General features: G+C 50.1%; 6 protein-coding genes. 1 reads left to right on the plus strand and 5 read right to left on the minus strand.

The annotated features are described in order from the left end of the window. Positions 1 to 81: 81 nt before the first annotated feature. From ABEA58_RS13965 to ABEA58_RS13980, 5 genes are all read right to left on the minus strand, one after another. Positions 82 to 390 carry a transposase gene (locus ABEA58_RS13965; protein WP_345552475.1) on the minus strand — a complete coding sequence of 103 codons (309 nt, stop codon included), beginning with the start codon at positions 388 to 390 and terminating at the stop codon, positions 82 to 84. 510 nt (positions 391 to 900) lie between these two features. Beyond that, positions 901 to 1,152, minus strand: coding sequence for a hypothetical protein (locus ABEA58_RS13970; RefSeq protein ID WP_345552477.1), 252 nt, complete (start codon positions 1,150 to 1,152; stop codon positions 901 to 903). 877 nt (positions 1,153 to 2,029) lie between these two features. After that, complete coding sequence (locus tag ABEA58_RS13975; RefSeq protein ID WP_345552479.1) at positions 2,030 to 2,401, minus strand: hypothetical protein; 372 nt, start codon at positions 2,399 to 2,401, stop codon at positions 2,030 to 2,032. 462 nt (positions 2,402 to 2,863) lie between these two features. After that, positions 2,864 to 3,298: a DUF4348 domain-containing protein gene (locus ABEA58_RS14430; protein WP_425563539.1), complete on the minus strand. Its 435-nt coding sequence runs from the start codon at positions 3,296 to 3,298 to the stop codon at positions 2,864 to 2,866. An 89-nt stretch (positions 3,299 to 3,387) separates the two neighbouring features. Beyond that, positions 3,388 to 3,810 carry a hypothetical protein gene (locus tag ABEA58_RS13980; protein ID WP_345552481.1) on the minus strand — a complete coding sequence of 141 codons (423 nt, stop codon included), beginning with the start codon at positions 3,808 to 3,810 and terminating at the stop codon, positions 3,388 to 3,390. A gap of 1,333 nt (positions 3,811 to 5,143) precedes the next feature. Here ABEA58_RS13980 and ABEA58_RS13985 point away from each other — a divergent pair. Beyond that, positions 5,144 to 6,187: a sodium/proline symporter gene (locus ABEA58_RS13985; RefSeq protein ID WP_345552483.1), complete on the plus strand. Its 1,044-nt coding sequence runs from the start codon at positions 5,144 to 5,146 to the stop codon at positions 6,185 to 6,187. Positions 6,188 to 6,297: the final 110 nt, after the last annotated feature.

Here is a 6,297-nt window from a genome sequence, read left to right on the forward strand (position 1 = left end):
AACCGGATGCTGATACTTCCAGGCAACGACACATCAAGCGCACCGGGTACAACCCTACATGCTCACGTATCAGTGCGTACTTTACTCTTGGTGGTTCGCAAAGTACGCAGCTGCCTTTTTTAGAAACTCGACCTCCTGACGCGCCTCATGGAGTTCACGCTTGAGGCGGCGTAGCTCAACACTCTCCTGCTTGGAATAATCGACCCCATCGAGGCTGTTGAACTGCTTCTCTGAAAGCCGATTGAACTGTCGTCGCCAGTTGTAGATCTGCTGAGCGCTGACACCAAGCTCACGAGCCACAGCGGCCGTAGTGACACCGGGCTTCTTGGCGCGCTTTACTGCCTCTCTACGAAACTCTTCCGTATATGCCTGAGCTTTCTTCTTACCCATGGTACACCTCCGTGTTAGGCCGAAACCTAACTATACAGAGTGTCTACTAAACGTGGGTAAGTCTTCCATTTAACGCCGCTAGCAGGGGCAGCCGGAGCGCAGCGTAGCCTGTCCAGCCCAGCCACTGGCTGGGCGATCCTGCCTAGCTTGGTTATGGCTGCCGCGCTCAGAGCCAACTACCAGCACTTTGCCAGCCACAGATTGGCTGGCCAGACCAAATATTACGAGGGAAGTATACCGCACCGCCCCCACCCATTTATTAACTTATTGGCACTCCACGATACTGCAGTGGACTAGCTAGATCTACCCAACCAGAGAGAATGCTCTAGGAAGGAAACTGCTTCAGCCCGGAATTTCCAAGCTGCTCAATGCTGGCCGCTAAACCAGTGCGAAAAATTACCCGCAGGCACCGACGATAATTCTCACCGACCGGCAACATAACGCTTCAATTTGGGGCGGACCACGCAGTGGGCCGTCCCAGCAGCCACCGGCTGCGACAACATTGACTTGTTATACGTAGCCATCATCTTCAAACTCATAACCACACAAATCTGTGACCATAGAATGAAACTCTAAGCTAAACCAATCACGAAACATTTTGAATGTTCTATTTTTTGGCCAAGCATTTTCATCTGTATGCCAACCATTCAGCTCTGCTTCGAATATGACATCAAAACAACTAGAAAGAATTTCCATAGCTTGTAGATCATCATCATATTCTGGAATGAGATACACCGTACGCTCACCTTCTGGCTCGGGCACAACGCCTGAATCATCTAGCTGAGCAGCCCAATCTATATAGGGCTGCCTTGGACGAACTATTACTGAACTTCGATTTATCATATTTACGTATAACGCCGCTAGCAGGGGCAGCCGGAGCGCAGCGTAGGCTGTCCAGCCCAGCCACTGGCTGGGCGATCCTGCCTAGCTTGGTTATAGGTGCCGCAATGAGCACCCGCTACCGGCACGCTGCCAGCCACAGCTTGGCTGGCCACTACCCTATTAAAACGAGGGAAGAATACCGCACTTCCCCCACCCATTTATTCACTTAGTGGCACTCCACGATACTGCAGTGGTCTAGCCAGATCTACCGAACCAGAGAGAATGCTCTAGGAATGAAACCGCTTCCGCCCGGAATGGACAAGCTGCTCGATTCTGGACGCTAAAACAGTGCGAAAAATTACCCGCAGGCACCGACGATAATTTTTACCCACCGGCAACATAACGCCGCTAGCAGGGGCAGCCGGAGCGCAGCGTAGGCTGTCCAGCCCAGCCACTGGCTGGGCGATCCTGCCTAGCTTGGTTATAGGTGCCGCACTGAGCACCCGCTACCGGCACGCTGCCAGCCACGGCTTGGCTGGCCACTACCCGATTAAAACGAGGGAAGAATACCGCACCTCCCCCACCCATTTATTCACTTAGTGGCACTCCACGATACTGCTGCGGACTACCTTTCTCTACCGAAGCAAAACGAACACGCTAGGAACGAAACTGCTTGGATGTTCTGTACCAATTCTGCCAGATGCCGGACGCTAAACAAGTGCGAATAATTACACCCAGGCACTGAAAATAATTTTTACCGACCGGCAAAATAACACCTTGGTAAGCTGCGCCTCCAGGCGTCAGCTTGAGCAATTTGTTATGTATATAACTCCGCCAAAAGACCCAAAAAAACAACAAGCAGAACACCTATTATAAGGCGTCTATTCTTTTGTTTCTCCTTTAATTGTTGCTTAGAGTCAAAGGTTTTTAGCCTATTAGATTGTGTATCCCATGCATAAACCGCCCCAAGAAATCCAACACAAAAGAAAACAACATAAGGCAACCAGACAATAAGAACTATAAGCAGAAGCAACGGAATACCACTGAGAAAACCTAAAGCTTCAAATACCGATTCAGTTCGATGATGCTCTCTATAGACCTGGGCGCCGCATTTGCTGCATTCCATTTTAAATGGGCCTGAGCAAATTACTGACTTAAAAGCACTCAATTGATGCTCACAATCACTCATAGAATTTCACATACATAACGCCGCTAGCAGGGGCAGCCGGAGCGCAGCGTAGGCTGTCCAGCCCAGCCACTGGCTGGGCGATCCTGCCTAGCTTGGTTATAGGTGCCGCACTGAGCACCCACTACCGGCACGCTGCCAGCCACGGCTTGGCTGGCCACACCCCAATGTTACGGGGGAAGAACACCGTACTTCCCCCACGAGATTATTAACTTATTAGCACTCCACGATACTGGAGTGGACTAGTCAGATCTACCGAACCAGAGAGAATGTTCTGGGAACGAAACTGCTTCAGCCCGGAATGGCCAAGCTGCTCAATGCTGGACGCTAGATCAGTGCAAAAAATTACACGATGTCACTAACAACAATTTTTACCGCCCGGCAGCATAACGCCTGCAACAGCGGCCGAGCGTAGCGAGGTCCAGCCCCGAAGGGGCGATACTGCTTGCACTTGTTACATGTTTGCTAATTATCAAACTGCTCATGTTTTACCAAGTACCATTGTCCATTAATTCTCTTAAAATAGAGCGAGGAGTTGATGCCATTGCTCACCCCCTCAAACGATAAGACTCTCTCATTACTCTCTTTGTGCGTTCTCTGAAAGTCGTCATAGATTACAAGGTCAAAGCAATTAGACTCACACCGATAGTAATCCGGCCCTTCGTAATGCTTCCAGTCTTTTTCTGTGATGTGTTTTGATAATAGAACAGCGTCAAATTCATCTTCATTATAGGAGTAATAAACAACCTCAAGAGGAAATTGGACATGCTTCTTCTGATATTCCTCAATATTAAAGAAGTCTCGCACAAAGTGCCTAAACTCAACTGTTTGCGTAATACTCGGCTTGCTAGCGCAACCCGATATCATTAGTACAGCTATGAATAACGTGATGAATCTCATTGCTTGCCTATATGTAACGCCTGCATTTGGGGCCGGAGCACGCAGTGCGGAGGTCCCAGCCCACGAAGTGGGCGAACAACATGCACTTGTTAGGTTTTTTCACTGCCCAACCCTAGTTTTTTAATAAGTGCCCACCCACCATAGGTAAGCAATACATAGGTATACCCATACGCTAGCGCAAAACCCCAGAGTATGGCTATAGATGCCATTGCTTGGAGAAAGCTGCCGGGTGAGCCGCTGATAAAAGGCACGATTATCAACAGTGGCAAAAACAGTAGCGGCGCAAACCACATTGCCTTTTTAATTTCACTATCAGAGCGTGACTTAGACCAGGCAAATGCAAAGGCCACAAATGCAGCATACGGGATACCAGCGAACACAATTGAAAACACGGTAAAGAAGACCAATTCGTTCTTTACGCCAAATTCTGTTGTAAACGCTAAAGCTGCAGCTATTGCCCCAATTAAATAGGGGAAGAATAGCGCTATGCGAAAATATTTTCCGAAGCTCATGGAAACCTAACGCCGCTAGCAGGGGCAGCCGGAGCGCAGCGTAGGCTGTCCAGCCCAGCCACCGGCTGGGCGAACCTGCCTAGCTTGGTTATGGCTGCCGCGCTCCCGCCAACTACTAGCACTTTGCCAGCCACGGATTGGCTGGCCACCGCCCAATGTTACGAGGGAAGAATACCGCACTTCCCCACCCAAATTATTAACTTAGTGCACTCCACGATACTGCAGTGGACTAGCCAGATCTGCCTAGCCAGAGGGACCACTCTAGGAACGAAACTGCTTGATCCCGGAACGGCCATGCAGCTCGATACTGGACGCTATAGCAGTGCAAAAAAATTTCACGCTGGCACCGGCTACAGTTTTTACCGACCGGCAACATAACATTTGTATCGTAGTCGTCAGGACTGATATCCCAGCGATGCATATCCAAAAATAGATTACCCGCCAGAATGCTCTGAAAGCCCCGAGTGGTCAAGGCTTCAGCAGATTACACCACATTACACTCTTGGAGATATCAGTCCTTACGACGACTATCCCTTGTGAACGATATAGGGCCTAAACAGCTGATTTACTTAAAATTTTTCTAATTTTTAGTGGCTTAACCAGGATCACAGTCGTTGCGACCGTTTTTCCTGCTGGATATTTCCCTGTCTTTGTAGGGGCACAGCTGGCAACGACCTCTGCACACGCCGAAATTGATTTTTGTCAAAATCCTCGCTGGTAGCTTTAGATTTCTATACAGCTTGAGCAGCAATTCGGGTTATTTTTATGCCTTCCTTTATATGAAAGACACAATGTATACGGACCATTATCAGGACGTAGATGCTGTGGTGGGGGCACCACTGAGCCAAGAGGCTATGGATAAGCTTTGCGGGTGTGACAGGGAAGAGATAGGAAGTTTTAGGTAAGAGACAACTTCAGGCAATCAAGCTATTAACCCCTACCCCAAAGATGGCAAATGATACAGAGCTGAAGGGCAACCAGACTGGCTGCGCTTGAAACCCACTGATTTCAGCGGTTGAGCCCGCTATGTTCTCTTTTTCAGCCTTTTATTGTGCAAGCACTGTTGAAGTTAGGGGCGATCTTTCTTCTCTAAAGCTGTGGGCCTGCACCAAGCGCTTGGCGGAATTTGTGATATGCCTATGAGTCTGCCTGACTTGAGCGACCAGATTCACCTAACTGCCCTTAATGACCCTATACCTGTGCCCCTTGTCCAAGGCCCCATAATAATTACCGATGCTGGTCAATAATGAATTTTAACCCTTCACAGGTTGGACGGAAGTTGTGAAACGGCCCATCCCCACCTCCATTATCAGATCTCACTGAACACAAGCCTATGAACATTTCCGTCGCGATCTACACACTCGTTCTCTATAAGGCTCTGCTGCTCGCCGTTGGCTTTTGGGCTCAGAAGAAGAATAAAAACACGGAAGATTACTTTCTCGGCGGGCGGGATCTTGGGCCGGTCGTTGCGGCGATCAGCTATGGGGCCAGCAGTGCATCGGCCTGGACGCTTCTCGGCATGAGTGGTGCGGCCTATGTGCTGGGGCTGTCGGCAATCTGGATTGTGGCGGGTGCTATCGCCGGTTGTGCAACCGCCTGGCTTTGGATCGCCCCACGCTTGATGCAGCATACCCGCAGCAACAATCAGATTACCCTGACGGCATTTCTCGCCGAGGATGAACGTAAAGGTGCAGAGGGTTACAGCCGCCGAATTCAGCTATTGGCCTCGATAGTGATATTGCTGTCTTTTATGTTTTATATCGCCGCACAGTTTCAAGGAGCGGCGACGACTTTCTCCACCGCGTTTGCGCGGCCTATTGTGGAAAGCCTGATTCTGGGTGCAGCGATCATTACTATCTATACCTTTCTCGGGGGTTTTCTGGCTGCGAGTATTACCGACACCATTCAGGGGGGGCTTATGCTGTTCGCGGCGGTATTGCTCCCCATTGTTACCTGGCTGAGTATTGGAGACTGGCATGTAGTCTGGCAATCGATCACCTCCTCCCCCCATAACCTCTCCCTCAACGGGTCCAACACCGGGCTTGCCGCTTTAGGTTTTATCCTGGGAAACCTGGCCATAGGATTAGGCGCTCTGGGCCAGCCTCACTTGTTGAACCGTTTTATGGCGCTTCGGGATGCTCGCGCACTCAAGCAGGCGCAATGGTTATCCATCAGCTGGTTTGCGATTGTCTTTTTGAGCATGTTTACGCTTGGGCTGCTGGGTAAGGTTCTGTTGCCAGAACTTGATGATCCCGAGGGCTTGTTCTTTGCGTTGTCCACGCAGCTTCTGCCTCCCATTGCGGCGGCCGTCCTTCTGGCGGCGGTGCTGTCCGCCATTATGTCAACCGCGGACAGCATGTTGCTAGGACAACTCTGAAAAATAGCCCATTTCTGGCAAAATACAGTTTTCCAACCGGGAACCTAGAAAATGACCCAGCTGACCTTCGCTGAAGCTGAATATGCAGGCAAGAAACGAAAAACCCGGCG

Source organism: Microbulbifer aestuariivivens (assembly GCF_039545115.1).
GTDB classification, from domain to species: Bacteria; Pseudomonadota; Gammaproteobacteria; order Pseudomonadales; family Cellvibrionaceae; genus Microbulbifer; species Microbulbifer aestuariivivens.

Bases quoted from the DNA above. Each gene is read 5' to 3' on its own strand.
- ABEA58_RS13985 (WP_345552483.1), top strand. From the start codon at position 5,144: ATGAACATTTCCGTCGCGATCTACACACTCGTTCTCTATAAGGCTCTG.
- ABEA58_RS13980 (WP_345552481.1), bottom strand. From the start codon at position 3,810: ATGAGCTTCGGAAAATATTTTCGCATAGCGCTATTCTTCCCCTATTTA.
- ABEA58_RS13965 (WP_345552475.1), bottom strand. From the start codon at position 390: ATGGGTAAGAAGAAAGCTCAGGCATATACGGAAGAGTTTCGTAGAGAG.
- ABEA58_RS14430 (WP_425563539.1), bottom strand. From the start codon at position 3,298: ATGAGATTCATCACGTTATTCATAGCTGTACTAATGATATCGGGTTGC.
- ABEA58_RS13975 (WP_345552479.1), bottom strand. From the start codon at position 2,401: ATGAGTGATTGTGAGCATCAATTGAGTGCTTTTAAGTCAGTAATTTGC.